Annotated in this window: 27 protein-coding genes; 23 read left to right on the top strand and 4 right to left on the bottom strand. The window is 47.9% G+C overall.

All coding sequences use genetic code 11. The features are described from left to right. Positions 1-58: 58 nt before the first annotated feature. A complete protein-coding gene (gene gatB, locus FOC66_RS05005; RefSeq protein ID WP_003747264.1) occupies positions 59-1,489 on the top strand; it encodes an Asp-tRNA(Asn)/Glu-tRNA(Gln) amidotransferase subunit GatB in 1,431 nt (476 codons plus the stop codon). 79 nt (positions 1,490-1,568) lie between these two features. Continuing rightward, entirely contained in the window at positions 1,569-2,573 is a 1,005-nt protein-coding gene (locus tag FOC66_RS05000; RefSeq protein WP_003747262.1) for a 2Fe-2S iron-sulfur cluster-binding protein, read from the top strand. A 237-nt stretch (positions 2,574-2,810) separates the two neighbouring features. Here the strand turns inward: FOC66_RS05000 and FOC66_RS04995 are convergent, their stop codons facing one another. Next, positions 2,811-4,919 carry a LysM peptidoglycan-binding domain-containing protein gene (locus FOC66_RS04995; protein WP_003747260.1) on the bottom strand — a complete coding sequence of 703 codons (2,109 nt, stop codon included), beginning with the start codon at positions 4,917-4,919 and terminating at the stop codon, positions 2,811-2,813. A gap of 156 nt (positions 4,920-5,075) precedes the next feature. On the opposite strand from FOC66_RS04995, the gene FOC66_RS04990 reads away from it, so the two are divergent. The 5 genes from FOC66_RS04990 (at position 5,076) to FOC66_RS04970 (ending at position 10,043) form a co-directional block, all read left to right on the top strand. After that, a complete protein-coding gene (locus FOC66_RS04990) occupies positions 5,076-5,735 on the top strand; it encodes a class I SAM-dependent methyltransferase (protein ID WP_003747258.1) in 660 nt (219 codons plus the stop codon). Positions 5,736-5,779: 44 nt separating this feature from the next. Beyond that, positions 5,780-6,607, top strand: coding sequence for a DNA-formamidopyrimidine glycosylase (gene mutM, locus FOC66_RS04985; protein ID WP_003747256.1), 828 nt, complete (start codon positions 5,780-5,782; stop codon positions 6,605-6,607). A 63-nt stretch (positions 6,608-6,670) separates the two neighbouring features. Beyond that, positions 6,671-7,456, top strand: coding sequence for a 1-acylglycerol-3-phosphate O-acyltransferase (locus FOC66_RS04980; protein ID WP_003747252.1), 786 nt, complete (start codon positions 6,671-6,673; stop codon positions 7,454-7,456). 190 nt (positions 7,457-7,646) lie between these two features. Further along, complete coding sequence (locus tag FOC66_RS04975; RefSeq protein ID WP_003747251.1) at positions 7,647-8,384, top strand: redoxin family protein; 738 nt, start codon at positions 7,647-7,649, stop codon at positions 8,382-8,384. Positions 8,385-8,636: 252 nt separating this feature from the next. Beyond that, complete coding sequence (locus FOC66_RS04970; protein WP_003747249.1) at positions 8,637-10,043, top strand: dihydrolipoyl dehydrogenase; 1,407 nt, start codon at positions 8,637-8,639, stop codon at positions 10,041-10,043. A gap of 80 nt (positions 10,044-10,123) precedes the next feature. On the opposite strand, the gene FOC66_RS04965 is transcribed toward FOC66_RS04970, so the two are convergent. Continuing rightward, positions 10,124-11,254: a PilT/PilU family type 4a pilus ATPase gene (locus FOC66_RS04965; RefSeq protein WP_003747246.1), complete on the bottom strand. Its 1,131-nt coding sequence runs from the start codon at positions 11,252-11,254 to the stop codon at positions 10,124-10,126. A gap of 203 nt (positions 11,255-11,457) precedes the next feature. On the opposite strand from FOC66_RS04965, the gene FOC66_RS04960 reads away from it, so the two are divergent. From FOC66_RS04960 to lepB, 3 genes are all read left to right on the top strand, one after another. Next, positions 11,458-12,159: a 5'-methylthioadenosine/adenosylhomocysteine nucleosidase gene (locus tag FOC66_RS04960; protein WP_003747243.1), complete on the top strand. Its 702-nt coding sequence runs from the start codon at positions 11,458-11,460 to the stop codon at positions 12,157-12,159. Positions 12,160-12,291: 132 nt separating this feature from the next. Further along, complete coding sequence (gene lepA / locus FOC66_RS04955) at positions 12,292-14,085, top strand: translation elongation factor 4 (RefSeq protein ID WP_002226499.1); 1,794 nt, start codon at positions 12,292-12,294, stop codon at positions 14,083-14,085. Next, positions 14,085-15,104, top strand: a complete 1,020-nt coding sequence (lepB, locus tag FOC66_RS04950) for a signal peptidase I (protein ID WP_003747241.1) — start codon at positions 14,085-14,087, stop codon at positions 15,102-15,104. The genes lepA and lepB overlap by 1 nt, the downstream gene beginning before the upstream one ends. A 54-nt stretch (positions 15,105-15,158) precedes the next feature. Here the strand turns inward: lepB and FOC66_RS04945 are convergent, their stop codons facing one another. After that, a complete protein-coding gene (locus FOC66_RS04945) occupies positions 15,159-16,037 on the bottom strand; it encodes a DMT family transporter (protein ID WP_141745643.1) in 879 nt (292 codons plus the stop codon). Positions 16,038-16,273: 236 nt separating this feature from the next. Here FOC66_RS04945 and FOC66_RS04940 point away from each other — a divergent pair, with 236 nt between their 5' ends. The 12 genes from FOC66_RS04940 to greB all read left to right on the top strand — a co-directional run bounded on the left by FOC66_RS04940 (position 16,274) and on the right by greB (position 25,476). Then, the gene (locus tag FOC66_RS04940) at positions 16,274-16,813 is read left to right on the top strand and encodes a gamma carbonic anhydrase family protein (protein WP_003747238.1); all 540 of its coding nucleotides are present in this window, start codon (positions 16,274-16,276) and stop codon (positions 16,811-16,813) included. 14 nt (positions 16,814-16,827) lie between these two features. Further along, positions 16,828-17,427: a Maf family protein gene (locus tag FOC66_RS04935; protein ID WP_003747236.1), complete on the top strand. Its 600-nt coding sequence runs from the start codon at positions 16,828-16,830 to the stop codon at positions 17,425-17,427. Between the two features lie 88 nt (positions 17,428-17,515). Beyond that, on the top strand, positions 17,516-18,295 hold the full coding sequence (gene rsmA, locus FOC66_RS04930; protein ID WP_003747234.1) for a 16S rRNA (adenine(1518)-N(6)/adenine(1519)-N(6))-dimethyltransferase RsmA: 780 nt from the start codon (positions 17,516-17,518) through the stop codon (positions 18,293-18,295). Positions 18,296-18,369: 74 nt separating this feature from the next. Continuing rightward, the gene (locus FOC66_RS04925) at positions 18,370-18,627 is read left to right on the top strand and encodes a hypothetical protein (RefSeq protein WP_155811700.1); all 258 of its coding nucleotides are present in this window, start codon (positions 18,370-18,372) and stop codon (positions 18,625-18,627) included. Further along, complete coding sequence (locus FOC66_RS04920) at positions 18,627-19,355, top strand: amino acid ABC transporter ATP-binding protein (protein ID WP_003747231.1); 729 nt, start codon at positions 18,627-18,629, stop codon at positions 19,353-19,355. The genes FOC66_RS04925 and FOC66_RS04920 overlap by 1 nt, the downstream gene beginning before the upstream one ends. Positions 19,356-19,418: 63 nt before the next feature. Beyond that, positions 19,419-19,778 carry a hypothetical protein gene (locus FOC66_RS04915; RefSeq protein ID WP_003747228.1) on the top strand — a complete coding sequence of 120 codons (360 nt, stop codon included), beginning with the start codon at positions 19,419-19,421 and terminating at the stop codon, positions 19,776-19,778. A gap of 4 nt (positions 19,779-19,782) precedes the next feature. Continuing rightward, positions 19,783-20,235, top strand: a complete 453-nt coding sequence (locus FOC66_RS04910) for a protein YgfX (protein ID WP_003747226.1) — start codon at positions 19,783-19,785, stop codon at positions 20,233-20,235. Positions 20,236-20,273: 38 nt separating this feature from the next. Next, entirely contained in the window at positions 20,274-21,557 is a 1,284-nt protein-coding gene (gene folC / locus FOC66_RS04905; RefSeq protein WP_003747224.1) for a bifunctional tetrahydrofolate synthase/dihydrofolate synthase, read from the top strand. Between the two features lie 13 nt (positions 21,558-21,570). Next, a complete protein-coding gene (ftsN, locus tag FOC66_RS04900) occupies positions 21,571-22,716 on the top strand; it encodes a cell division protein FtsN (RefSeq protein ID WP_003747222.1) in 1,146 nt (381 codons plus the stop codon). Then, entirely contained in the window at positions 22,709-23,212 is a 504-nt protein-coding gene (locus FOC66_RS04895) for a CvpA family protein (RefSeq protein WP_003747220.1), read from the top strand. Before ftsN ends, FOC66_RS04895 begins: the two co-directional genes overlap by 8 nt. Positions 23,213-23,365: 153 nt before the next feature. After that, positions 23,366-24,910, top strand: a complete 1,545-nt coding sequence (gene purF, locus FOC66_RS04890) for an amidophosphoribosyltransferase (protein WP_003747218.1) — start codon at positions 23,366-23,368, stop codon at positions 24,908-24,910. Between the two features lie 74 nt (positions 24,911-24,984). Beyond that, positions 24,985-25,476: a transcription elongation factor GreB gene (gene greB / locus FOC66_RS04885; protein WP_003747216.1), complete on the top strand. Its 492-nt coding sequence runs from the start codon at positions 24,985-24,987 to the stop codon at positions 25,474-25,476. Between the two features lie 86 nt (positions 25,477-25,562). Here greB and plsY read toward each other — a convergent pair whose 3' ends face one another. Continuing rightward, positions 25,563-26,174 carry a glycerol-3-phosphate 1-O-acyltransferase PlsY gene (gene plsY, locus FOC66_RS04880; protein ID WP_003747215.1) on the bottom strand — a complete coding sequence of 204 codons (612 nt, stop codon included), beginning with the start codon at positions 26,172-26,174 and terminating at the stop codon, positions 25,563-25,565. A gap of 57 nt (positions 26,175-26,231) precedes the next feature. On the opposite strand from plsY, the gene folB reads away from it, so the two are divergent. Beyond that, on the top strand, positions 26,232-26,582 hold the full coding sequence (folB, locus tag FOC66_RS04875) for a dihydroneopterin aldolase (protein WP_003747214.1): 351 nt from the start codon (positions 26,232-26,234) through the stop codon (positions 26,580-26,582). Positions 26,583-26,612: the final 30 nt, after the last annotated feature.

Below are 26,612 nucleotides of genomic sequence, written 5' to 3'. Positions count from 1 at the left end.
GCCTGAAAAACGAATCATTCATTTAACCGATTAACTTTTTTTCGACAGAAAGACCCTTATGACTTGGGAAACCGTAATCGGACTGGAAATCCACGTCCAACTCAACACCCAATCCAAAATCTTCAGCGGCGCATCCACTGCATTCGGTGCCGAACCTAATGCCCATGCCAGCGTGGTTGAGTGTGCGTTGCCGGGCGTATTGCCGGTAATGAACCGCGAAGTCGTCGAAAAAGCCATCAAACTCGGTTTGGCTTTGGATGCGAAAATCAATCAGAAAAACGTGTTCGACCGTAAAAACTATTTTTATCCTGATTTGCCAAAAGGCTATCAAATCAGCCAGTTGGATTTGCCGATTGTTGAGCATGGCAAATTGGAAATCGTAGTGGGCGACGAGGTTAAAACCATCAATGTTACCCGTGCGCACATGGAAGAAGATGCGGGTAAATCCGTACATGAAGGTTTGAACGGTGCAACCGGTATCGACTTGAACCGTGCCGGTACGCCTTTGTTAGAAGTTGTCTCCGAGCCTGAAATGCGCTCTGCTGCCGAAGCCGTGGCATATGCTAAAGCGTTGCACGGTTTGGTAACTTGGCTGGATATTTGCGACGGCAATATGGCGGAAGGCTCGTTCCGCGTCGATGCCAACGTTTCTGTACGTCCAAAAGGCCAGGCCGAATTCGGTACGCGCCGTGAAATCAAAAACCTCAATTCTTTCCGCTTCTTGGAACAAGCCATCAATTATGAAGTGGAAGCACAAATCGAAATTTTGGAAGACGGCGGTAAAGTACAGCAGGCAACCATGCTGTTTGACCCTGAAAAAGGCGAAACCCGTGTGATGCGTTTGAAAGAAGATGCGCACGATTACCGCTATTTCCCGGATCCGGATTTGCTGCCGGTCATTATTTCAGACGGCCAATTGCAAAAGGCCAAAGAGCAAATGCCTGAGTTGCCGCATGAAATGGCGGCGCGTTTTGTTGCCGATTACGGCGTGTCCGACTATGATGCGCGCCTGTTGACTGCGAGCCGTGCTCAAGCTGCCTATTTTGAAGAAGCTGCCAAAGCCTGCGGCCAAGGTAAATTAACGGCGAACTGGATGAACAGCGAGCTTGCCGCCACCTTGAACAAAGAAGGTTTGGAATTGGCTGAAAGCCCGATTACGGCTTCACGTCTTGCCGAGTTGGTTGCCAAAGTTGCGGATGGAACATTGAGCAGCAAACTGGCGAAAAAAGCTTTTGAAGCGATGTGGGCTGAGCCTGAAGCAGGTATTGCCGAAATCATCGAAAAACATGGTTTGCAACAGATTACTGACACTGGCGCAATTGAAGCGATGGTGGATGAAGTGTTGGCAAACAATGCGAAAGCCATTGAGCAATTCCGTTCCGGTAATGAAAAAGCCTTAAATGCGATTGTCGGACAGGTGATGAAAGCAAGTAAAGGCAAGGCCAATCCGGCTCAGGTTCAAGAGTTGATTAAAGCCAAATTGGCTTGATAGATAGGACAGGCCGTCTGAAAACAGGTTTTATTTTCAGACGGCCTTTGTTTTTGATAATAAATTTATTCTAAATACCATGACACATACCATTACCTTACCAGATCAAACTACATTTACGGCGAATGAGGACGAAACTGTTCTTGCTGCCGCAACCCGTCAGAATTTAAATTTGCCTCATTCTTGCAAAAGCGGTGCCTGCGGGCAGTGTAAGGCCGAGTTGATTAGTGGCGAATTTGAAATGGGCAAGCATATTGATAAAGCCATCAGTGAAGAAGAAAAAGCGCAGGGCAAAGTGTTATTGTGCTGTACCACTGCGAAGAGCGACCTCAAAATCAATGTGCCGGGTTTTAATCAAAATGCTTTGCCGGTACGCACATTGCCGGCACGTATTGAAAACATTGAAATCAAACACGATGTTGCTTTGCTCAAACTGGCTTTGCCTAAAGCGCCGCCATTTGCATTTTATGCCGGGCAATATATTGATTTGCTGCTTCCCGGTAATATCAGCCGCAGCTATTCAATCGCCAATTCTCCTGATCAAGAAGGCATTTTGGAACTGCATATCCGCAAACGTGAAAACGGCGTATGCTCAGAAATGATTTTTGGTGCAGAGCCTAAAATCAAAGAAAAAGGCATTGTCCGTGTCAAAGGGCCATTGGGTGCATTCACTTTGCAACAAGACAGCAATAAACCGATGATTTTGTTGGCAACGGGTACAGGTTATGCCCCTATTCGCAGTATTTTGCTTGATTTGATTCGTCAGAATAGCGAGCGTCAGGTTCATTTTTACTGGGGGGCACGTCAACAGGCGGATCTGTACGCATTAGAAGAAGTCGAAGCATTAATAGGCCGTCTGAAAAATGCGAAATTTTCGCCGGTTCTTTCTAAGCCTGATTCTGAGTGGAAAGGGGAGAATGGCTATGTGCAAGATGTTGCTGCGCAAAATTATCCTGATTTGGGCCAATATGAAGTTTATGCTTGCGGATCACCAGAGATGACCGAAAGTGCACATGGTTTACTGACTCAAAAATGTGCTTTACCGGAAGATGCCTTTTTCTATGATGCTTTTTCACCGGCATAGGAATATATTTTACGGAATTCATATGTTTGAATATGGATTTAAGAGTAGAGTCTGACAGCAATCTGTTTGAGAAAGAGCGTGTTTTTAAACACTCTTTTTTTATACAGTAATTTTCAAAAAATATTTTTATTTTAAAGAGAAGGCTATTCTGTTTGTCATCAAACATTAACTTGATTATCTATCATCAAGAAAAAGGCCGTCTGAATCTTTCAGACGGCCTTTGTTTTAAAGCTAATATTAGCTACCAATCAGTTTCAAACGTTGACCGGGAGATACGGTACGGGTATTGCGGTTCCAACGGCGGATATCGTTAATATCAACATTGAAACGGCTGGCGATGGTGTTCAGGGTATCGCCTTTGCGTACAGTGTAGGAAACGTTTTGGACCGGGTTGCTGCGGACTTTTGCCGGAGCAGCTGTAACACGGAGGATTTGGCCTTTTTTGATATTGTTGCCTTTGATATTGTTGGCAATAATCAAATCGGCTACGCTCAGGTTATAGCGTTTGGAGATGTTAAACAACGTATCACCATCTGCCACACGGTGGGTACCCGCTGCAAGTGCTGCTGTTTGTGTGTTTTGTTGACCGTTTACACGGGCAAGACGTGCATTGATACGGCGTTGTTGTTTAGCCATATTGGCTGCGATGCGTGCCGTGCGTGCGCTTTCGGCAGTAACAACAGTTTGAACTTGTTTATTTTCAGGAGTCGCTTCAGCAACAGTCGCTGCAGATTCCTCTACAGGTCGGCTTTGTACCAAAGCCATCAGGTCGTCATGCTCTTCTTGCGCCGGCTCAGCGGCAACAGATTCAACTGCTGGAGTAGTGGCTGCATCGTTTGCGGCAACAGTTGGTACGGTCAAGTCTGCAGGGATGGCTGATTTGGGCGCTTCTGCAACATTTTTAGCAACGGTCTCGGTAGTCGCATGGGTCATGGCTGTAACTGGGGCAGCCACTTCCGCATTTGCAACTTGAGGTTGGGCTTTGGTTTCTGTTACCACTACGGAAGTAACGTTTTCAGCTTTGCTGCGTGCAATAAAGTCAACCGGTTTGCTGGATTGTGGAACAACAGGTGCAACAATATCGGTAACCTTGGTTTGGGCAACTTTAACCGGTTCTACTGCGTTAGAAGCAATAATCGGAGACATGGCCGGCATATTGGATTGGTAAGTATCCGGCGTATTGTCTTTATCGATGAAGTTAATGATGTCCTGGCTTTGGCTTGCTGAATTTTTAGCCACCAAAATGCTACGGCCTTCAGAAACGGCGCTACCGCTCAGGCCATTGAGGCGTTTGAGTTCGGCTACGCTCATACCGGTATCGTTGGCAATGGCATTCAGTTTTTTGTTGCCCAAAGAAGTATAAATATCCCAAGACATCAGAGTATCCGGGTTAGCATTGCGGTAGTTCTTTTCAAATGTGGAAACCGCAGCAACCGGCAACAACAGACGACGGTTGTTTTTAGGGATGAATACAGGCGCATTGAAACCCGGGTTGAGTGCCAACAATTCGCTTTCGCTGATGTTTGCAAAGCGGGCGATTGTGCTGTTATCAATAGGTTTGTCGATGCTGATAGATTTGAAATACGGCTGGTTGCTGATTTCGCTGATATTCATGCCGAAGGTCTGCGGATTGGCAACGATATTGCGGACGGCCAAAAGTTTGGGAACGTAATTGCGTGTTTCGTTCGGCATACGCAGGTTTTCGTATGTCGGCTCCAAACCTTGCGCGCGGGCGCGGTTGACAGCGCGACCGACATTACCTTCGCCCCAGTTGTAAGCGGCAAGCGCCAAAGACCAGTCACCGAACATACCGTGCAGGTATTGCAGGTAGTTCAATGCGGCATCGGTAGCGGCGTAAATATCGTGGCGGCCGTCATACAAAGGTGTTTTTTCCAAGCCGAAGTGGCGGCCGGTAGCCGGCATAAATTGCCACAGGCCGGATGCGCCGACGTGTGATTTGGCTTTGGTTACGAATGCGCTTTCAATGAAAGGCAGCAAAGCGATTTCGGCGGGCATATTGCGTTTTTTAACTTCATTGGCAATATGGTACATATAAGGTTTGCTGCGGGAGATGGTGCGGTCGAAATATGCGCTGTTTGCAGCAAATTTGTTTTCATGGCGGCGAACCAGTTCTGTGTTGACTTCGTTGATACGGAAGTCTTTACGCAACGATGCCCATAAGCTGCCGGAGCCAAAGGTTTGTGCTTTGGCTTGGTCGAGCAGGGCGGAGTTGAGGCGCATCATGGCCATGCCGACTTGGTTGGGTGTAGCGTTTTGTGCGTAGGCTGTGGCGGAAACCGCCGACAGGCTTGAAACGGTCAGAGCGATGGTTTTTAGTTTTGCCATAGTAAATAAAGTTATCAAATATATAATAAAATTTCGTCTTTTTGATAGTATCGTTTCAGCATTTAAACGTCAAGTCGGGCAGGGAATTTGCTTGTGTGATGTGGCCGTGGTGTTAAAATTCTGTCACACAAGTCGGGATGCATAGGGGAGCCTTGAATGGAAGTTTTTTTTATGCAAACGCCAATGGGGCAATATCTTGCTCAAAAAGAGGCGGATTTTTTCAGACGGCATTTGCAGTATTTGAATAGGCAGGTGGCGGTTCAATTGGGCGGTGTATGGACTAGGCCGTCTGAAAACATGATTGTAGTGCCCCGCGATGTGCGGATGGATGCTGAAATGTTGGCATTTGAAACGCATTCTGTGGATGTGTTATTGATGCCTCATCTTTTGGAAGTTTCATCTGCGGATTTGGTGTTGCAAGAGGCATTTAGGATATTAAAACCTGAGGGCAGGTTGATTTTGACGGGGTTCAACCCTAAATCTTTGTGGGGATTGAGCTCTTGGTTTGATGGGGAAAAGCTGCCTTTGAAATCTCACTGCTTGGCTCTGGCTAAGTTGAAACGAAAAATTGCGGATGTTGGTTTTGAAATGGAATATGGGCAGTTTATGGATTATCTGCCTGCTGTGAATTCGCTTTCTGCTTTGAAGTTTTGGCGGTTTATGGAAAAGGCGGGAGATAGGTGGTGGCCGCAGTGTGCGGCGGTTTATGGGATGGTGTTAACGAAACATTTGATTGGTGTCCATCCTTTGCCTGAATTGGAACCTGCATTCGATGGCAATACGGTTGCTTTAAGTACGGCACGTTTGGCCGAATAGTTTTCAGACGGCCTGTATATTAATGATGAATTTGGAGAATAACGATGCCTGAATTACCTGAAGTGGAAACGACTTTACGCGGGATAGAGCCGCATATTGATGGCAAAAAGATAGCAAAAGTCACTATCCGCCAGTTTAAATTGAGATGGCCTGTTCATCCAGATTTGGCGCAAATTTTGGCCGGCCGCAAAGTTTTGGCATGCAACCGGCGTGCGAAGTATTTGATTATTACTTTTGAAACGGGTATTTTACTTATTCATTTGGGCATGTCCGGCAGTTTGCGGATTTTTACTGCCGATGATGAACGTATTGCTACGCCGGATAAACACGATCATTTGGATTTCGTATTTGATGATGGTACCGTATTGCGTTATCACGACCCGCGTAAATTTGGTGCGGTATTGTGGTATGAGGGTATTGCCGAACATCATCCGCTGTTGGAAAAACTGGGGCCGGAGCCGCTCTCGGAGGCGTTTGATGCAAATTACCTGTATCAGAAATTGAAAACGCAGAAGCGTGCAGTCAAATTGGCGCTGATGGATAATGCGGTGGTGGTTGGCGTTGGCAATATTTATGCGAATGAAAGTCTGTTTAAGGCAGGTATTTCGCCATTGCGTCCGGCGAATAAGCTGACCAAGAAAGAATGTGCATTATTGGTGGAAACCATTAAAGCGATTCTGCTGAGGGCGATTGAAACGGGCGGCAGTACGCTGCGGGACTTTGTCAATAGCGATGGCAAAAGCGGCTATTTCCAGCAGGAATATACGGTCTATGGTCGCCACAATGAGCCTTGTGTCCAATGTGGCGGGTTGATTTTTAAAGAAACTTTGGGGCAGCGTGGAACATTTTATTGTCCAAATTGCCAGAAATAGTTTCAGACGGCCTTAATGCTAGAGGCCGTCTGAAAATAATAAATACCATACAGAAGAAATTTTATGTCTAAACAAAAAGCTCCTTTTTTTAAACGACTGGGCAGGCTTTGCCGTTTGGCGGCTTGGTTATTCAGAACCGGCCGGGATTTGCGTGCCATTGATGGCAACAATGCAGAGGAACGCAATCACGCTGTGGTTGTTTTGGGAAAAGGCGCATTGGATGCTTTGGATATCGAATTGGAAATCGGCGTACCGCCTCAAGGAAATGTGAGCGGTACTTTGGTGGTGGCCAATCATGTATCTTGGTTGGATATTTTTGCCATGAGCGCCGTTTATCCGAGCAGTTTTATTGCCAAACAGGAAATCAGCGGTTGGCCGGTTTTGGGAAAAATGGGTAAAAATGCCGGCACGGTGTTTATCAACCGCAATTCCCGCCGAGATATTGAGCCGATTAATCAGGCGATTTGCGCGGCATTGAAAGCAGGACAGAATGTCAGCTTTTTCCCTGAGGCGCGCACTTCTTCCGGCTTGGGTATTTTGCCGTTTAAAGCAGCCCTGTTTCAATCGGCAATTGATGCGAAAGCGCCGATTCAGGCAGTAACTTTGCGCTATTATGATGATGACGGACAACGGACGGACTTGCCGTCTTATGCAGAGGTAAACCTGTTTCAGTCTTTGTGGCGTATTGTTTCTATGAAGAAAATCCGTATCCGTTTGGATTTCTCGCCTCAGTACAAACCGACAGATATGCCGGATAAAGACCGCTATGCTTTGAAAGATATTGCGGAAAAATCCATCGGCGAGATTGTGGCTTCGGATTCCCCCGTTCAACCTTTACCTAAAAAATAATTTCGGTCAGGTACTTGTTTTCTTTCAGATAGCCTTTATTTAATGATTTAGCTGTTTTCGGTTGGATTAAATTGATAGTTTAATATAATTAATATTATTTGAACTATAAATTATACAAATCGATAGGCCTGCATTACAATACAAGCATTGATTCATTTCTCTAACCCGAATTTTTAAAAGGAGCTTAAAAATGGCTTTGCAAGATCGTACCGGTCAAAAAGTACCTTCCGTAGTATTCCGCACTCGTGTCGGCGACACTTGGAAAGATGTTTCTACTGATGATTTGTTCAAAGGCAAAAAAGTAGTCGTGTTCTCTCTGCCTGGCGCATTTACTCCGACTTGTTCTTCTTCACACCTGCCACGCTACAACGAATTGTTTGGCGCGTTCAAAGAAAACGGTGTTGACGCTATCTACTGCGTATCTGTAAACGACACTTTCGTAATGAACGCTTGGGCTGCTGAAGAAGAAGCTGACAACATTTACATGATCCCTGATGGCAACGGTGAATTCACTGAAGGCATGGGCATGTTGGTTGGCAAAGAAGACTTGGGCTTCGGCAAACGCTCTTGGCGTTACTCCATGCTGGTTAACGACGGCGTGGTTGAAAAAATGTTTATCGAACCTGAAGAACCAGGCGATCCTTTCAAAGTGTCTGACGCTGACACTATGTTGAAATACATTGCTCCTGACTGGAAAGCTCAAGAGTCTGTTGCCATCTTCACCAAACCTGGTTGCCAATTCTGTGCTAAAGCTAAAAAAGCTTTGCAAGACAAAGGCTTGTCTTACGAAGAAATCGTATTGGGCAAAGATGCAACTGTTACTTCCGTTCGCGCTATTACCGGCAAGATGACTGCTCCTCAAGTATTCATCGGCGGCAAATACATCGGCGGCAGCGAAGACTTGGAAGCTTACTTGGCTAAAAACTAATTACCTGTATGCTTGAGACGGTTTGAATAGGCCGTCTGAAAAATAAAATATAGAGTTATTCAGACGGCGTTTACAATTCGGCGTTCTGAATAACTCTATATTCGCAAGTAGAATTTGAGATTATTGTTTTAAATCGATATTTAAGAATTTACTATTAATATTCATTCTTTGATAGTTTATAAAAATTCTGCCGTCTGAAAACAGATAACCTGATGGTAATATCGGTTTGGATATAGACAGTAAGGATAAAATATGAAAAAGATTCAAGCAGATGTGGTGGTACTGGGCGGCGGTACAGCCGGTATGGGCGCATTTCGCAATGCTCGCCTTCATACAGACAATGTTTACCTGATTGAAAATAACGTGTTCGGCACGACCTGTGCGCGTGTCGGTTGCATGCCTTCCAAACTCTTGATTGCCGCCGCAGAAGCGCGCCATCATGCTTTGCATACCGATCCGTTTGGCGTGCATTTGGACAAAGACAGCATCGTCGTCAACGGCGAAGAAGTCATGCAACGCGTCAAATCCGAACGTGACCGTTTTGTCGGTTTTGTAGTTAGCGATGTAGAAGAGTGGCCTGCCGATAAGCGTATTATGGGTACGGCAAAATTTGTTGACGAACATACTGTCCAAATCGACGACCATACCCAAATCACGGCAAAAAGTTTTGTGATTGCCACCGGTTCGCGTCCTGTGATTTTCCCTCAGTGGGAAGCTTTGGGCGATCGCTTGGTTGTAAACGATGATGTTTTCTCTTGGGATACTTTGCCTAAAAGCGTGGCCGTGTTCGGCCCCGGTGTTATCGGCTTAGAGCTGGGTCAGGCTTTGCACCGTTTGGGCGTGAAAGTTGAGATTTTCGGCGTAGGCGGAGCCATCGGCGGCATTTCCGACCCTGTTGTCGCTGAAGAAGCCAAAGCTGTGTTTGGCAAAGAGTTGGCTTTGCATTTGGACGCTAAAACCGAAGTCAAACTGGATGCGGAAGGCAATGTTGAAGTTCATTGGGAACAAGACGGCGAAAAAGGTGTGTTCGTTGCCGAATATATGCTGGCAGCCGTAGGCCGTCGTCCGAATGTGGATAATATCGGTTTGGAAAACCTGACTATCGAGAAAGATGCGCGCGGCGTACCTGTTGCCGATCCGCTGACCATGCAAACCAGCATTCCGCATATTTTTATCGCAGGTGATGCGTCCAATCAATTGCCTCTGCTGCATGAAGCCGCCGACCAAGGCAAAATTGCCGGCAATAATGCGGGCCGCTATCCGAATATCGGCGGTGGTTTACGCCGCAGTGTAATCGGCGTGGTGTTCACCAATCCGCAAATTGCCTCTGTCGGCTTGAAATACGCGCAAGTTGCGGCGAAATATCAACCTGACGAGTTTGTAATCGGCGAAGTTTCCTTCCGAAACCAAGGCCGCAGTCGCGTTATGTTGGTAAACAAAGGCCATATGCGTTTGTATGCCGAAAAAGCAACCGGCCGTTTCATTGGTGCGGAAGTTGTCGGCCCTGCTGCCGAACATTTGGCACACTTGATGGCTTGGGCGCATCAAATGAAAATGACGATTCCGCAAATGTTGGATATGCCGTTCTACCATCCAGTTATCGAGGAAGGTTTGCGTACTGCATTGCGTGATGCCGATGCAAAACTGAAACAGGCTTGATTATTTGATGAAATAAAGGCCGTCTGAAACCCGCAATGAGGTTTCAGACGGCCTTTTTTTATGCTTTGAAGCTTTTACTTTTAAATCAATTCCAAATCCGGGCCGGCATTTTGTGCACGGCGACTTCGTAATTGAATGTCTAGGCGCAAATCGTGTGCGGAGTCGGCATTTTTAATAGCGTCTTGATAGCTGATATCGCCGTTTTCATACAAATCATACAAGGCCTGGTCAAAAGTAATCATGCCCATGCCGGTTGATTTTTTCATCATTTCTTTGATGTTGTGGACTTCGCCTTTTCGAATCAAGTCGGCAATAATGGGCGAATTGAGCAAAACCTCGACAGCCGCTACGCGTCCCCGTCCGCCTTCGCGGGGAATCAGGCGTTGTGAAATAAAGGCTTGCAGGTTGAGCGATAAATCGGTTAGCAATTGGTTACGGCGCTCTTCGGGGAAGAAGTTGATGATGCGGTCGAGCGCTTGGTTGGTGCTGTTGGCATGCAGTGTCGCCATACACAAATGGCCGGTTTCCGCGAAGGAAATGGCGTAGTCCATGGTCTCGCGGTCGCGGATTTCGCCAATCAGAATGACATCCGGTGCTTGGCGCAGGGTATTTTTCAGCGCAATCGGCCAATTTTCGGTATCCACGCCGATTTCGCGTTGGGTGATAATGCAGTTTTTATGTTGGTGGATAAATTCAATCGGATCTTCGATGGTGATAATGTGGTCAAAGCTGTTTTCGTTTCGATAGTCGATAAGGGAGGCGAGGGAAGTGGACTTGCCCGAACCTGTACCGCCGACAAAAATAACCAGACCGCGTTTTCTGAGGGCGATGTCTTTCAGAATCGGCGGCAGATTGAGCGTTTCAAATTTAGGGATATTGCTGGTAATGGAGCGGAATACCAAAGCAGTTGCGCCGCGTTGAACCATGGCATTGACACGGAAGCGGCTGGTATCGGGCAGGCTGATGGCAAAGTTGCATTCGTTGGTAGAGGAAAATTCTTCGATTTGTTTGGAAGACATAATCGAAAAAGCGATTTCCATACATTTTTCAGCGCTTAACGGCTCATCGGTCAGCCGCATGATTTTGCCGTCCACTTTCATGGCCGGCGGGAAATTGGTGGTAATGAAAAGGTCGGAGCCTTTGTATTTGTTCATGTGGCGTAGCCAAGTGAACAATTCTTCTTTTGCGCCCGGAGTATTTTCGTCAAACATAAGAATTTAGATAGTTAATGTTAAGTTATTTTATTGAAAATAATTATAACAGAAGCAATCATTATTTGCTGTTTTGCCGCTAGAGCGGCTATCTGTTTTAAATTGAGTGTCGTGCTGGGAATATAGCAGATTTTTCGGCATCCCTGTGATTTTAAATTCTGCTGTTATAATGTTGCCCGATTAGTGAACGGAAAGGTAATGAGATGTCAGTACAAACAATTGCCGTGGTCGGCGCAATGGAACAGGAAATCGAGCTTTTGCGTGAAAGCATGAACAATGTCAAGCATGTGTCCTTCGGTAAATTTTCGGCTTATGAAGGCGAATTGGCCGGAAAACGCACGGTTTTGGTTTTGAGCGGTATCGGTAAGGTCAATGCGGCGGTTTCGACGTCTTGGGTCATTCATCAGTTTACCCCGGATTGCGTCATCAATACCGGCAGCGCAGGCGGTTTGGGTAAGGGCCTGAAGGTTGGCGATGTGGTTATTGGCGAAACTGTGGCGCATCATGATGTTGACGTAACGGCTTTTGGTTATGTTCGGGGGCAAGTGCCGCAACTTCCTGCCGTGTTCGCATCGGATGCAAACTTGATTCGCCAAGCAGAAAAGGCGGCGCAAGTGTTTGAAGGTGCGGCCGTAACGCAAGGTTTAATTGTCAGTGGCGACCGTTTTGTACACAGCAGCGAAGGTGTTGCGGAAATCCGCAGTCATTTCCCAGAAGTCAAAGCAGTGGAAATGGAAGCTGCGGCAATTGCGCAGACCTGTCACCAGTTGGAAGTGCCTTTTGTGATTATTCGCGCGGTATCCGATTCGGCAGATGAGAAAGCGGACATCAGCTTTGAAGAGTTTTTGAAAACGGCGGCCGTCAGCTCGGCGAAGATGGTGACCGAGATTGTCAAATCGCTATAAAATCATGCAGAAGCGTTGAATTTCCGTTAGAATACGGAACGATTCAACCTTATTCTAAGGCCGTCTGAAAACCGAATCCCTGTTTTTTCAGACGGCCTTTCAGCCTTTAATTGCATTTATCTTAATAACAATATGAAAAACATACGGAATTTCTCCATCATTGCCCACATCGACCACGGCAAATCGACGCTTGCTGACCGTTTTATCCAATACTGCGGCGGTTTGGATTTGCGCGAAATGAGTACGCAGGTGCTCGACTCCATGGACATCGAAAAAGAGCGCGGCATTACCATTAAAGCGCAAACCGCCGCGCTCAACTATAAAGCACGCGACGGGCAGGTGTATCAGCTCAATCTGATTGATACTCCGGGACACGTCGACTTCTCTTACGAAGTCTCCCGTTCGCTGTCTGCCTGCGAAGGTGCGCTTTTGGTCGTTGACGCGTCTCAAGGCGTAGAAGCGCAAACCGTGGCGAACTGCTATACCGCGATTGATTTGGGCGTGGAAGTCGTGCCCGTTTTGAACAAAATCGACCTGCCCGCCGCCGACCCCGAACGCGTGGAACAGGAAATCGAAGACATCATCGGCATCGATGCCGTCGGCGCGGTGCAATGTTCTGCCAAAAGCGGCATCGGCGTGGAAGACGTTTTGGAAGAAATCGTTGCCAAAATCCCTGCGCCGACCGGTGATGAAAATGCGCCGTTGCAAGCGGTTATTGTCGATTCATGGTTTGACAACTACGTCGGCGTGGTCATGCTGATCCGTGTGAAAAACGGCACCATCAAGCTGAAAGACAAAGTACGCTTTATGAGCACCAAGGCGGAAACTCAGGTCGAGCAGTTGGGCGTATTCACACCGAAATCGGTTCAAAAACAAGAACTCAAAGCCGGCGAAGTGGGCTTTTTGATTACCGGCGTGAAAGAATTGGGACAGGCGAAAGTCGGCGATACGGTTACTTTGGTTGCCAACCCTGCCTCTGAGCCGCTGCCCGGTTTCCAAGAAGTACAAAGCCAAGTATTCGCGGGTCTCTATCCTGTGGAAAGTCACGACTACGAAGCCTTGCGCGATGCTTTGGAAAAATTGCAGCTGAACGATGCTTCATTGAAATTCGAGCCTGAAGTTTCTCAGGCATTGGGTTTCGGCTTCCGCTGCGGTTTCTTGGGCCTGCTGCACTTGGAAATCGTGCAGGAACGCTTGGAGCGCGAGTTTGACATGGATTTGATTACCACCGCGCCGACGGTGGTTTACGAAGTCGTGTTGAAAAGCGGCGAAAAAATCGAAGTTGAAAACCCTTCCAAACTGCCCGACATCGGCAGCATCGAAACCATTCTCGAGCCGATTATTACCGCGACCATTCTTGTGCCGCAGGAGTATGTCGGCAACGTCATGACTTTGTGTAACCAAAAGCGCGGCGTGCAGGTCAATATGCAGTACATGGGCCGTCAAGTCATGCTGACTTATGATTTGCCGATGAACGAAGTCGTGATGGACTTTTTCGACAAACTCAAATCCACTTCGCGCGGCTATGCCTCGTTGGACTACCATTTCAAAGAGTTCCAGCCGTCTGATTTGATTAAGCTCGACATCATGGTCAACGGCGAAAAAGTCGATGCCTTGAGCCTGATTGTGCACCGTCAAAGCGCGGTTCACCGAGGCCGCGAACTGGCATCAAAAATGCGCGAACTGATTCCGCGCCAAATGTTCGATATCGCCGTCCAAGCCGCCATTGGCAGCCAGATTATCGCCCGCGAAAACGTCAAAGCCCTGCGTAAAAACGTTTTGGCGAAATGTTACGGCGGCGATATTACGCGTAAGAAAAAACTTCTCGAAAAACAAAAAGCAGGTAAGCGCCGCATGAAACAAGTGGGCAACGTGGAAATTCCGCAAAGCGCATTCTTGGCGATTCTGCAAGTGAGTGATAAATAATGAGTATAAATCTGACTTTAGGCGCAATCGTTGTGCTGTTGGCCGGCTTGTTCCTTAACTTCAAAAGCAGCAAAGAGCGTCAGGAAAACGGCGAATGGAGCTCCGGCCTGCAATGGAGTTATCTCCTGTGCATGGTCGGCGTATTTGGTATTTTGTCCGAATTTATGAGCTTTACCGCCGTATTGCTGGTGTTTGTCGTGTTTACCGGTATTGTTTGGGCAATCCATAAAGGCCGTCTGAAAAAAAGCGAGACCGGCGAAGACAATGCGCATTTTACCGACTACATGGGCGGCTTTTTCCCCATCATCTTGGTTATCTTTGTGTTGCGCAGCTTTATTGCCGAGCCATTCCAAATTCCGTCCAGTTCCATGCGTCCTGGCTTGGTCAAAGGCGATTTTATCTTGGTGAACAAATTTTCTTACGGTATCCGCCTGCCGATTTTGAATAAGGTCGTTATTCCAGTCGGCAACATTGCCCGAGGCGATGTCGTGGTGTTCAATTACCCGCTCCAGCCTGAGATGAATTACATCAAACGTATCGTCGGTATTCCGGGCGACGTTGTGGAATACCGTGATAAGGTTTTGACTGTTAACGGTGAAATTATTTCCGAAAAACCAAATGGTAATTATCAATACGCAGATGATACCGATCCGTCTATGATTCATACGCTTGAGCGTTTTCAGACGGCCTTGAACGGCAAAAATTTTGACGTGGTCAAGGAGGCCGGTCAGCCTTCCGTATCTATTGCCGTATTGAACAAATACACCTCCGAAGTGATGCCTGAAAGCAATTACTCGCTTGAAAAAAGTGGTTTGGAAAATTGCGAATACGCAGAAGACGGCAATGGCTTTATCTGTAAAGTCCCAGAAGGCCGTTATTTCGCGATGGGTGACAACCGCGACAACAGTGCCGATTCTCGTTACTGGGGATTTGTCGATGACAAGTTGATTGTCGGTAAAGCCTTCTTTGTTTGGATGAATTTGGGCGAACTCAGCCGTATCGGTACCAGTATCCAATAAGCAATAAACAGACTAAAAGGCCGTCTGAAATTTTTCAGACGGCCTTTTTTGTATCTATTTTTTGTCTTTTAACGAACCTAAATAAATTGCCAATAAAGTCAAAGTGGTGCCACCCCATTGGACGATATTAATCGGTTTATCCAACCAGAAATAATCGATCAACATGGCGGCGACTGGTTCGGAGAGCAGTAGTAGGCCGGTCAGTGACAAGGATAAAAGCGGGATGGCGTAAGCAATCAATGCCCAAGCGAAGCATTGCATAACGATGCCGTAGATGGAGACTAGAATCGCATCGTTTAAAGTTTTGGGGTAAAGATGGGTGGCATCGAATAGCAGCGATGGGATGACCAGCGCCATTGCGCCACCGAAGCTTAAAATCATCATCAGCGGAAACAAACCTACTTTTTCCTGCTCATGGGTTTTGCGTACGAAGACCATAGACAGGGCCAGCATGGCGCCGGATACTACGCCGCTGACAAATCCCCATGCGGCGTTGTCGTTATGACCGAACTCTGGGCTGCCGATTAAGGCTACGCCTATGGTGGCTAATATCAAACTTAAAATTTGTAAGGTGCTTAGACGTTCTGAATAAAAGAAGAAGCCGATGGCGGCTAAAAAGAAAATCTGCAGGCTGTTGAGCAAGGTGGAAATGCCGGGGCCTACGGCGTGAATGCTTTCGTGCCAAAGGGCGAGGTCGAATGCGAGGAAAACGCCGGATAAGATTGCGTAGCCAACCGTTTTTCTTTTCGTGGGTATTTTTTGTCTGAAAAAACGCCCGAGCAGGAAGAATATGGGGGCGGCAATCAGCAAACGCCAGAATGCGATGGCGTAAGAGCCGACATCGACAAATTTGACGATCAAACTGCCCAAGCCGAAGACGACGCAGCCGACGACCAATAGGGGCGCTGCATAATTTCCCGAACGTGTCTCCATCGGCTTCTCCATCAATCAAATGAAGACGATTATTCCATAAAAGATGGATGAGGCGCTAATGATAAATAGTGGTGGGCCAAGATAAAGGGTTTATGATGAAAGGCCGTCTGAAAGCTGTTTCAGACGGCCTTTTGATGATTTTTTGGCTTGATTTAGTATGGTTGTAGTATAAAATCGTTTTACGCCGTGTTTCAGACGGCCTGATCAGTTTTGGTTTTGAGAAAAGGATATTGGAAATGGCAAACCCTATTCGTGCGTTTCTGGATTATGTGCCGTCGGTTGATAAGTCTTGTTTTATAGATGAGACTTCGGTTGTGATTGGCGAAGTGTCGCTGGCGGAAGATGTATCCGTTTGGCCTTATGCCGTATTGCGTGGCGATGTGAACAGCATTTCTATCGGCAAGCGCAGCAATGTGCAGGACGGCAGTGTTTTGCACGTGTCGCATAAGAATGCGGCGAAGCCTGACGGTTCGCCTTTGATTATCGGCGATGATGTGACGATTGGGCATAAGGTCATGCTGCATGGCTGCCGAATTGGGAATCGTGTGTTGGTGGGCATGGGGTCGATTATTTTGGACGATACGGTTGTCGAAGATGATGTGATGATAGGCGCGGGCAGTTTGGTGCCGCCGCGCAAGCGATTGGAAAGCGGTTTTTTATACGTCGGCTCGCCTGTGAGACAAGTGCGTCCGCTGACGGATGAGGAAAAGGCATTTTTGACGTATTCGGCTGCACATTATGTCCGCCTGTCTGGTCAGCATAAAATTTCAAAATAAGGAAAACCAATCCAATGAACGCAATTTATCTGGCTTCGGGCAGCCCGCGCCGTCGTGAGATTTTGGAGAATTTGGGTTTCACGGTACACCGCCTTCCTGCGGATATTGATGAAACCCCTAAAGAAGGCGAAGCCGCGGTAGAGTATGTGCGCCGTATGGCCTGCGAGAAAAATCAGGCGGCGGTGGCGCAATGGTTTGCAGCTCATGACGAAGAGCCTGAGTTTGCTGTATTGACGGCGGATACGACGGTGGCGGATGGTGCGGCTATTTTGGGTAAGCCGGAATCCGAGGCGGATGCGGTCGATATGCTGGAACGCTTGTCCGGACGGACGCATCAGGTGCTGACGGCTGTATGCGTTTACTGGCAAGGCGTGTGTCATGATGTGGTGCAGACGAGCGAAGTGCGATTTAAAACGTTGACGGCTGAGGAAGTCGCAGCCTATGTTGCCAGCGGCGAGCCGATGGACAAAGCCGGTGCGTATGGGATTCAGGGCTTGGGCGGCGTATTTGTCGAGCATTTGCAGGGCAGTTTCACCGGCGTGATGGGGTTGCCGGTTTATGAGACCGCGCAACTACTGAAATCTTTGGGTTTGGAAGCGCCGCCGTTTGCTTAAAATTAGGCAAATGCCGTCTGAAAGCGTGCCGACAAAAACGCTTGTTTCAGTTACAATACTGCCTTAAACAGCTTGCTTGAAGAAAGATATGAAAGAACATAAGGCCCGGAAACGCTTCGGGCAGAATTTTTTGCAGGATACGCGGATTATTAGCGATATTGTCAACGCGGTCAGACCGCAGCCCGATGATATCGTGATTGAAATCGGCCCGGGCTTGGCAGCCATTACCGAGCCTTTGGCGAAAAAACTCAACTGCCTGCATGTCTGCGAAATCGACCGCGACATCGTACGCCGTCTGAAAACCTTGCCGTTTGCAGATAAATTGGTGATACACGAAGGCGATGTATTGCAGTTTGATTTCAACAGCATTGAAGGCAAGAAAAAAATTGTCGGCAACCTGCCGTACAATATTTCCACGCCGCTTTTGTTCCGATTAAGCGAAGTGGCGGACGATGTGATCGATATGCACTTTATGCTGCAAAAAGAAGTGGTCGAACGCATGGTGGCGCAGCCGAAAACCAACGACTATGGTCGTCTGGGCGTGATGCTGCAATATTTCTTCGATATGGAAATGTTGATTGAAGTACCGCCCGAGTCCTTTGATCCTGCGCCGAAAGTAGATTCGGCCGTTGTGCGCATGATTCCGGTGAAACACCGCATCGGTAAAGCGGAAGATTTTGAACACTTCGCCAAACTGGTGAAACTGGCTTTCCATCAGCGCCGCAAAACCATACGCAATAATTTGAAGGAACTTGCCGACGATGATGATTTGCAGGCAGTCGGTATCAATCCGCAGGACAGGGCAGAACACATTGCCGCTGAGAAATATGTGGAATTGAGCAATTATCTGGTTCAAAAGGCCGTCTGAAACAGTGATGGCAATTTTTAAGCAACCTCCTATTCAATGGGGGGGTTCTGGGTGATTCATATTTGTGGTGCGAGTTGGCGCAGTATTTTTCAGGTAAGAATATGCCGCCTGAGCGGCACCGTTTTGAAGCGGCAATTATCGGCGCAGTTTGGGTATTGACCGGGCATCGTCTCGATAGAGAAGAGCAATTTAAAGTCAATCGGTACAATCAAGGCGAAATCTCAGGCGGCATAGTCAGTTGCCGCTTTTGGCTGGAAACGGCCATTCCTTTACTTTGGCAGCGACAAGCGCAACTCAGGCCCCGAAAATTTTGGCAGTTTGGAAAGAAATAATGATTAAATTCAAAAATGTACACAAACATTTTAAAGATTTGCACGTTATCAACGGCGTGAATCTGGAAGTCAAACAAGGCGAAGTGGTCGTTGTATGCGGCCCTTCAGGCAGTGGCAAATCGACGCTGATTCGTACGGTAAACCAACTTGAGCGCATTGAAAGCGGCGAGATTTGGGTGGACGGCATCAATGTTGCTGATCCGAAAACCGATTTGAACAAAGTGCGTGAAGAAGTAGGTTTTGTGTTCCAAGGGTTCAATCTGTATCCGCATTTGACTGTCTTGGAGAACATTATTCTTTCTCCGATGAAAGTAAAAAACCAAAGCCGTGAAGAGGCGGAAAAGAAAGCAATGGAGCTTTTGGAACGCGTCGGCTTGGCGCATAAAAAAGACGCGCTGCCCGGCCAGCTTTCCGGCGGTCAGCAGCAGCGTGTGGCGATTGCACGCGGTTTGGCGATGGAGCCGCGCGTGATGTTGTTTGACGAGCCGACTTCCGCGCTTGACCCTGAAATGGTCGGCGAAGTATTAAAAGTGATGAAAGACTTGGCGGAAAGCGGCATGACGATGATGTGTGTAACCCATGAAATGGGTTTTGCACGCGAAGTCGCCGATCGTGTGATTTTTGTCGATAAAGGCCAGATTCTGGAAGACGAAACGCCGGAAGAGTTTTTTACCAATCCGAAACACGAGCGTGCCAAACAGTTCCTGCAACAGGTGATGACACATTAAACTTAGGCCGTCTGAAATTTCAGACGGCATGATCGGTTTGAATGATTTTGAAAGTTGAAAATAATGTATTTTGTTGACCGTACTGCTGTTGTGCTGAAGCCGACCGCCCGTTTTTTGGAATGGCTGAAATCCGCCGATGAAAATATGCCTGACCTGACCGTCGAGCAATTGCGCACCAACTGCTCCGTATTCCTGGTGCCGCAATTTGACGAACCCGAATCCGTCATTTCTTATTTTGACGAACGCTACCAGCAGATTTTTGAAGCCGAATTGGCCGGCTGGGACATCGATAAAAGCAAATGGCCGCAAGACATGAGCCTGAAGGCTTTTTGGGAATTTTTCGATACCGAAATCCACGATATGGTTTTGGATATGGAAGAGGCGGAATTGAACATTACGCCTGTTTTCGACAATATGATGTAAAGCCGTGCGAAGTTTTCAGACGGCCTTAAAGCCCTCGCGTTCTTTGAAAATTCTGATTGTCTTCTTACACCTTTCGGCGTTGGCCTTATGCCTTGCCGAGTTTTACGGCTGGATGATGTGGCTGGGTTTGGCGGCGTTGGCCGGCAGTTTTGCCTATGCTTGGCGCAGCGTTAATTTTCAGACTCGAAATGCGGTCAGAAAAATCATTATAGACCGCCAATACCGTGCGACGGTTTACTTGAATGGCGAGGAAGAGGGAAGAAGCGCGGTTTTGCAAGACAGCAGTATGTTGACGGTTTATGCTTTGTTTTTGCAATGGAATGTTGACGAAAAAATGGTCAAACACTGCATCTTGCCCGATATGGCCGACCGTGATGCCTACCGCCGTCTGAAAGTATGGGCGCGCTGGTGTCGGGAAAAAGAAGACAAAGCAGAACTTGCGGCAGATATGGATTAAACGGCCGTTTCAGACGGCCTTTTGAAGCGATCAATACAATGAAAACATTACAAGACTGGCTTTCTCATTTGGAGACTGCCCATAGTTCCGGCCTGATTGATATGGGTTTGGAGCGTGTGGGAGAAGTGAAAAAACGCATGAATTTGGTGCCGCAGTGTCCTGTTGTCGTGGTGGCGGGTACCAATGGCAAAGGTTCCGTATGCGCTTATTTGTCGCATATTTATAAAGAAGCCGGTTTCAAAGTCGGCACGCTGACCAGTCCGCACCTTCTGCGTTACAACGAACGAATCGCCATCAACACTCAGCCGGTTTCAGACGACCTGATTGTTTCCTCATTTGAGCGTATCGAAGCGGCACGCGGTGAAATTTCGCTGACGTATTTTGAGTTTAATGCTTTGGCTGCCGTCGATATTTTCATGCGTGAAAATGTGGATGTCATGATTTTGGAAGTCGGTTTGGGCGGACGGTTGGATGCTGTGAATGTATTCGATGGAGACTGTTCGGTCGTTACCAGCGTGGATTTGGATCATCAGGCATTTTTGGGCGATACCGTCGAGCAGGTCGGTTTTGAAAAAGCCGGGGTGTTCCGTAGCGGAAAACCGGCCGTGTGCGGTCAAAACCCTGCGCCTGAATCATTGGTCAAACACGCAGAAGAAATTGGCGCAAAACTGTTGATGGTTCAGCGAGATTTTGATTTTGCGTCAATGGAAAGTGTACAGTGGAACTACCGCTTTCATCCGCAATTTTCAGACGGCCAAAGCCGTAACCGCAATTCCTTGCCGTTTCCTGCTTTGCGTGGTGCCTATCAGTTGTCCAATGCCGCGTGTGCACTGACTGTTTTAGAGTGTCTGAACAATCAGCTGCCCGTTGACATCGGCGCGATTAAACGCGGTTTGCTGTTGGTTGAGAATCCTGGACGTTTCCAAGTCTTGCCCGGCCGTCCGCTGGTGGTTTTGGATGTCGGCCACAATCCGCACGCAGCCCGTGCTTTGCGCCGCAGCCTGATTAACCTTGCCTTTGCCCAAAAACGGACCGCCGTATTCAGTATGTTGTCTGACAAAGATATTGACGGCGTGCTGGAAATCGTTAAAGACCAGTTTGACGAGTGGAATATCGCGCCTTTAGATGTACCGCGCGGCATGACGGTGGAGGCTTTGCAGGCCAAATTGGCAGAACACGGCATCGACAATGTAAATGTTTTTGAAACCGTCGCTGCAGCCTACCGCGCTGCTTTGGCGAAAGCAACCGAAAATGATAGAATCGTTGTTTTCGGCTCATTCCATACTGTTGCCGATGTAATGGCTGTTTTGAAAGAACACTAACGAGGAAATTATCATGTCCGACAATAAACAAAAAGAAACTCCAAACGGATACGATTTAGACGGTTACGAACAACTCAAACGTCGTAACCGCCGTCGCTTGGTCTTGGCTTCCGGCTTGGTGGTGGCATCGGGTATGCTGTTCGGTCTGGCACTGACTTCCGGCGACGATAAAAATTCACCGTTTAAAGAAGCCCCTGTCGGTCAGACTCAAGTCAAAACGGCTGATGAGCCCAGCAAGGCTGTTGTCCTAGAGCCGAATAAAGAGGATGTTGCGATGGCTGAAGAAGCAGCCCGCCATGCGGATGCCGAAGCGCAAAGCAAACCTCAAAATGCCGGCGATGAAGAAGATAATGCGCCGGTCGAAGTGCTGAAGCCGAGCCGTGAATCCGCTCCCGAAGATGTCGGCGAGCCGTTGGTTTTGATCAACGATACTTTGGATGACGGCAATATTAAAGGTTTGGAAGAGTCCGAGCGTATTCAACGCGCCGAGGCTGCCAAACGCGAAGCTGCTGAACGCCGAGCCGAAGAACGCCGCCAACGCCAGGCAGAACAACGTGCTGCGGCACGCAAGGCACAAGCCCAACAGGAAGCGGATGAAAAAGAAAACGCATTGGCCGCTAAAAAACGCGCACTTCAAGCGCGTGCTGAAAAAGCAGAGCGTGAAGCCGCTGCTGAGCGTAATAAATTAGCTCAATTGGAAAAGGCAGAGAAAGCCATTGCCGAGCGTAAATCTTCCAAAAACAGCAAAGACAGCGTAAAAGACAAGGCCGAACCTGCTAAGAAAGCAGAAGCCAAAGTTGAAAAACCAAAAAATGAAAAGGCTAAACCGGAAACTGCCAAAGCTGAAAAAGCAGATAAGGTAAAAACTGCCGAGAAGCCGTCTGAAAAAGCTAAGCCTAAAGCTGAAAAAGAAACAGCAGAAGCCAAGCCTGCGAAAAAAGCCGCTATTCAGGCTGGTTATGCTGAAAAAGAACGCGCACAAAGTCTGCAACGTAAAATGAAAGCGGCAGGCATCGATTCGACCATTACTGAAGTCATGACCGATAAAGGTAAGGTGTATCGCGTGAAATCAGCCAGTTATAAAAATGCACGCGATGCCGAGCGTGATTTGAACAAATTGCGAGTACATGGCATTGCCGGTCAGGTAACCAGTGAGTAATTTGCCTGTTGCCGATTTGTTGGCTGCCGCCGTCATCGTCATCTGCATCATTATCTCGCTGACACGGGGGATTATTGCCGAAGCAGGGGCGATGGTGGCATGGGTGGGATCGTTTATTGCAGCCAGAATGCTTGCCGTGCCGTTTGCCGATGTGGTTTTTAAATCGGTTGAGCCGCATGCTTTGGCGGTTGCCATGGGTTTTGCCGCTGTGTTTTTTCTGGCGTGGCTGTTGCAAAAACTGGCACGGTCGCTGTTAAGCAGTTTGGTGTCTGCCGTTGGTCTGGGAAGCATCAACCGTTTGCTTGGCGGCGTATTCGGTGCAGTGAAAGGTGTGATTTTGGTAACACTGGCTGTGATGGTTTTTTCGCATACCGATTTGCCGAAGACGGAAGAGTGGCAAAGTTCCCATACGATTCCGTATTTTGAATCGCTTGCCGATGCCGCAATGCCGTATCTGCCGAGAAAAGAAGATATGCATGAGGAAGCGGATGATTAATGTTAACGGTTTCAGACGGCCTGAAGGTCGTTTGAAACCGTTTTTTATTTGTCTGAAGGTAGCATTATATTGTCAACAATTTGGGCAAACTCCTCTAAATTATTTTATAATGACGCCTTACCCATTTAACCCTAAAACTCGGAGAGTGTCGATATGTGTGGTGTATTAGGTTTGGTCAGTCATGAGCCGGTCAATCAGCTGCTGTATGACGGTCTGCAGATGCTGCAGCATCGTGGTCAGGATGCGGCAGGCATTGTGACTGCAGAGGGCAGCACGTTTCATATGCACAAAGGCAAAGGCATGGTACGTGAAGTGTTCCGTACCCGAAACATGCGCGACTTGGTAGGTAATGCCGGCATCGCACATGTCCGCTACCCGACTGCCGGCAATGCAGGCAGCAGTGCAGAGGCCCAGCCTTTCTATGTCAGCTCTCCGTTTGGCATTGTTTTGGCACATAATGGTAATCTGACCAATACCGAAGAGCTGTATGAGAATGTGTGCAACAAACACCTGCGCCATGTTAATACCAGCTCCGATTCCGAAGTATTACTCAATGTATTCGCGCATGAATTGCGCCGCGAAGTCTCTAAAAATACAGTTCCTTACCAACTCACCATCGACAATATTTTCAACGCCGTTTCCGAGGTGCACCGTTTGGTGCGCGGCGCATACGGCGTAGTAGCCATGATTGCAGGATACGGTATGCTGGCTTTCCGAGATCCTTTCGGCATCCGTCCGTTGGTTTTGGGTTCGCAAATTGACGAATCCGGTAAAAAATCTTATGCCGTTGCCTCCGAATCCGTTGCCTTCAATGCGCTTGCCTATGATTTGGAACGCGATATCCAGCCGGGCGAAGCCGTATTTATTGGTTTTGACGGCACGATTATTTCCCGTCAATGCAGCGATAAAGCCAAATTAAGCCCTTGTCTTTTCGAATATGTTTATTTTGCCCGCCCGGACTCCGTCATCGATGGCGTTTCCGTTTATCAGTCCCGTATGGATATGGGCGTATCTTTGGCAGAAAAAATCAAACGCGAGCTGCCTGTCGACGATATAGATGTTGTTATGCCTATTCCCGATACCAGCCGACCCAGCGCGATGGAGCTTGCCGTCCATCTCGAAAAACCTTACCGCGAAGGTCTGATTAAAAACCGCTACATCGGCCGCACCTTTATTATGCCCGGCCAGGCAACACGCAAAAAATCAGTACGCCAAAAACTCAGCCCGATGGAAACCGAGTTTAACGGCAAGAGCGTTTTATTGGTGGATGATTCCATCGTACGCGGTACGACCAGCCGTGAAATCGTTGAAATGGTACGCGCGGCAGGCGCACGCAAAGTCTATATCGCTTCTGCCGCTCCCGAAGTACGCTATCCGAATGTGTACGGCATCGATATGCCGACCCGTGAAGAACTGATTGCAAACGGCCGCAGCGCGGCAGAAATCGCAGCCGAAATTGGCGCGGACGGTATCGTCTTCCAAAATTTAGAAGACTTGGAAGCAGTAGTCAAAGCGCTCAATCCCAAAATCGAATCCTTTGATTCTTCATGCTTCAACGGTGTTTATCAAACCGGCGATATCGATGAAGCATATCTAAACCGCCTCTCCGCCGAAAAATCAGGTTGCGGCGGCTTAAAAGTACATCCAAGCAAAATGGAACACAGCATCAGTATCAGCGATAGCGATGATGAAGAATAAAGTAAATTGACTTACAATAAAGGCCGTCTGAAAATTAACGTTCAGACGGCCTTTAATTATGTTTTAAACACATCATGAGTACCGAAACCAAAAATTACATCACGCCTACCGGCTGGCAGGCATTGAAAGACGAACTTTATCACCTGGTCAACAAAGAACGCCCGGAAATCGTCCAAATCGTTAACTGGGCGGCAAGCAATGGCGACCGTAGCGAAAACGGCGACTATCTTTACGGCAAACGCCGCATGCGCGAAATCGACCGCCGTATCCGCTTCCTAACCAAACGCTTGGAAGCCGCCGTCGTCGTCGATCCAGAAGCGCGCGAAGCCACGGACCAGATTTTCTTCGGTGCAACCGTTGGCTTACTGCGCGGAGACGGTCGAGAACAAACCGTCAAAATCGTCGGCGTAGATGAAATCGATACCGCTAAAAACAAAATCTCATGGATTTCCCCTTTGGCACGCAGCCTGATTAAAGCGCGCGAAGGCGACGAAGTTGTCTTGAATACGCCGGAAGGACAGGAGGTTATAGAGATTTTGTCGGTGGAGTATATTAAGATTGACTGATTACGCGTGAATAATGCGAATGAAACTACAAAAGGCCGTCTGAAAAATAGACTTCAGACGGCCTTTTATGCATGGTAGCTACGCTTTTAAGATTTACCGGCTTTATCCCCGATTTTGCTTTCTTTGCCTTGAATCAGGTTTTGAATATTGCTTTTATGGCGGTACAACACCAATGCGGCAATGAATACGGTTGCCCATGCCCAAGAGGCGTGCGGCATCATGAAGAAGGCGAAGATGGGTGCGCAGACGGTGGCAACCAGTGCGGCGAGGGAGGAAACTTTGAAACCGAACGCCATGACCAGCCAAATCAAGGCGCAGAGCAGGGCGGTTGCGGGGGAGAGGGCGAGCAAGACGCCCAATGCGGTGGCTACGCCTTTGCCGCCTTTAAAATTGAAAAATATTGGCCACATATGACCGACCAATGCTGCAATGGCGACCAGGGCTATTGTTGCATCAGACAATTCTAAAGCATTTTGCAGGCAGCGCGCCAAGATGACGGCAACCAAGCCTTTTACTGCATCGCCGAGCAGGGTCAGTGCGGCCGCTTTTTTCTTACCGCTGCGCAAGACGTTGGTGGCACCGGGATTGCCGGAGCCGTAAGTGCGCGGATCGTCCATGCCGTAATATTTTGATACGATGACGGCAAAAGACAGGGAGCCGATAAGATAGGCGGCAATAATGGCGAGTACATTGAACATTTTGGGTGCTTTACTTAAAATGGGAACGGTTATTCTATCAAAAAAACGGACAGGTAAATGGATAAAATCTTTTTGTACGGCATGAAGGCCGATACTTTAATCGGCGTATATGATTGGGAGCGCGAGCGTAAACAGACTTTGATTTTGGATTTGGAAATCAGCGTTCCCGAGCGTACCGGCACGAGCGACGATATCGGAGACACCATTCATTATGGCGAAGTATGCGAAGTTGTACGCCGCAGCCTTGCCGAACAGGATTTTTTACTGCTGGAAACTTTGGTGGAACATATCGCCCAATTGATTTTAAATGATTTTGGTGCGGCCAAAGTGCGCGTCCGTATTGTGAAACCGGGTATCTTGCCCGATGTAGCGCAGGTCGGTATTGAAATTGAACGCACTCGGGAATAAACCATAAATATATAAATTTTTAGTTTTAAA

The organism is Neisseria mucosa, assembly GCF_013267835.1.
Lineage (GTDB): Bacteria > Pseudomonadota > Gammaproteobacteria > Burkholderiales > Neisseriaceae > Neisseria.
The sequence above is the reverse complement of the archived record's forward strand: the minus strand, read 5'-3'. Positions and strand labels throughout refer to the sequence as shown.